Here is a 2,246-nt window from a genome sequence, read left to right on the forward strand (position 1 = left end):
TCTTCGCACAACACCTAAGTATGTTTGTCGTTACAGACTTCGGTGATCTGGCCACACAGCATACTTTGTGTTTTGGACTTTCCAATCCAAGTCAAAATCCCTACATTGGTGCAATGCAAGCACCACCAACGACCGAGATCACCACCCTCATCAGCACCGGCCTGGCGGTCGTCGACCCCAGCCTCGCCGTCCGCTGGCTCAACCCCGCCATGGGCGAATGGCTAGGTGTAGGCACCCGTAGCGCCCAGGGACAGAAGTTCGACGCCCTTGTCCGCGAACCCGCCTTGGCCCCGCTGGTCGAGCGAGCCCTCGCCGAGCGCCAGGTACTTCAACTCCGCGGCGCTCATGTCGTATTGGCCCGCGGTCGACCGGTCACCGCTGACATTGCCCTTCAGCCCCTGGCGGATGGTGCCGTCCTGATCGAGGTCCACCCCCTGATCGGTGACATCGCCGAGCCCACGCCGCTGTCAGCCACCCTGCGTGGCTTCGCCCACGAGGTGAAAAATCCCTTGGCAGGCCTGCGAGGCGCCGCGCAGCTTTTGCAACGCCGCGTCGCCGAGCCGGACTTGAAGGACCTCGCCTCGCTGGTGATCGCCGAAGCCGATCGTTTATCCGCCCTGGCCGACCGGCTTCTACGCCACGGCGGCGTGGCCCGCGTCGCACCGGTAAACATCCATGAACTACTCGAGCGTCTGGAGGTGCTGGTGGCTTCCGAGCCGTCCGCACCACGCATCCGCCGCGACTACGACCCCAGCTTGCCTGGTTCCTCCGGCGACGCCGACCGCCTGTTGCAGGTGTTGTTGAACCTGGCACGCAATGCGGTGGAGGCGGGTGCCACCACGCTTGTGTTCCGCACGCGCGTGGAGCACGGCGTGCGCCTGGGTGAGCCGCATGCGCGCAGCGCCTTGCGCATCGATGTGATCGACGACGGCCGGGGCGTACCCGACGCGCTTCGCGACAACCTGTTCCAGCCGCTGGTATCCGGGCGCCCCGAGGGCACGGGTCTGGGGTTGGCGCTGTCGCGCGAGATTGCCCGCGAGCATGGCGGCGAGTTGCGCTTTGTCAGTGAGCCTGGCGAAACCGTGTTTTCCCTTTTTCTTCCGATGGAGAAGCCGCATGGCTGATGTATGGATCGCCGATGATGACCGCGGCGTCCGTTTCGTGCTGGCCGAGGCCTTGCGCGATGCCGGCCATGCGGTACGCGAGTTCGGGGACGCCAGCGCCTTGCGCGACGCGCTCGCCGACGGCAAGCCCGCGCTCATTCTTACCGACGTACGCATGCCGGGCGAAGACGGCCTTAGCCTTCTGACGGATCTTCACTCCCGCGCCGTGGCGCCGGTGATCGTGATGAGCGCCTTTACCGATGTCGCCACTACCGCCGCGGCCTACCGCGCGGGTGCTGCCGATTACATCGCCAAGCCGTTCGACCTGGACCAGGCGGTGGAGGCGGTGGAGCGCGCCCTGGCTGCGGCCAATCCCAGTGATGTCGTGGCGCCGACCACCGTGGCGGCGGATGCGCTGCTGGGCGAGAGCGTGGCCATGCGCGAGGTGTTCCGCCTGATCGGCCGCATCGCCGCCAGCGACCTCAATGTATTGATCACCGGCGAAACTGGCACCGGCAAGGAGTTGGTGGCGCGTGCGCTGCACGATGAAAGCGCGCGCCGCAACAAGCCGTTTGTAGCCCTGAACACCGCGGCCATTCCTTCGGAGTTGCTTGAAAGCGAACTCTTCGGCCACGAGGCAGGCGCCTTCACCGGCGCAGCGCGGCGCCATAACGGCCGCTTCGAACAGGCCGAAGGCGGCACGCTGTTCCTGGACGAAATCGGCGACATGCCACTGGCCCTGCAGACACGCCTGCTGCGTGTGCTGGCGGGCGGTGAGTTCTATCGCGTGGGTGGCCGTGAACTGATCCGCGGCAATGTGCGCATCGTGGCGGCCACGCACCAGGATCTGGATGCACGCGTGGCCTCCGGGCATTTCCGCGCGGACCTCAAGCACCGCCTGGACGTGGTGCGTATCGAACTTCCCGCACTGCGACAGCGCCGTGCGGATATTCCCCTGTTGGCGAAACATTTCCTCGGCACCGCGGCCAACGAGTTCAAGCTGCCGTCCAAGCGGTTGTCGCGCGCGGCGCAGAAGATCATTGAGCAGCGCGATTTCCCGGGTAATGTTCGGGAGCTTGAAAACCTCTGCCGGCGACTGGCCGTGGTGGCTCCGGGCAGCGAGATTCTTCCTGCGGACTTAGG

General features: G+C 65.7%; 2 protein-coding genes. Both read left to right on the forward strand.

Annotated features, from left to right (window positions below):
- The first annotated feature begins 113 nt into the window (after positions 1–113).
- Complete coding sequence (locus VK519_RS07865; RefSeq protein WP_324348786.1) at positions 114–1,124, forward strand: two-component system sensor histidine kinase NtrB; 1,011 nt, start codon at positions 114–116, stop codon at positions 1,122–1,124.
- Positions 1,117–2,246, forward strand: a 1,130-nt coding sequence (locus VK519_RS07870) for a sigma 54-interacting transcriptional regulator (RefSeq protein ID WP_324348788.1), incomplete at its 3' end; no start/stop codon positions are given. The genes VK519_RS07865 and VK519_RS07870, both read left to right, overlap by 8 nt.

The sequence above is a fragment of the Pinirhizobacter sp. genome, assembly GCF_035317885.1.
Classification (GTDB): Bacteria; Pseudomonadota; Gammaproteobacteria; order Xanthomonadales; family Rhodanobacteraceae; genus Pinirhizobacter.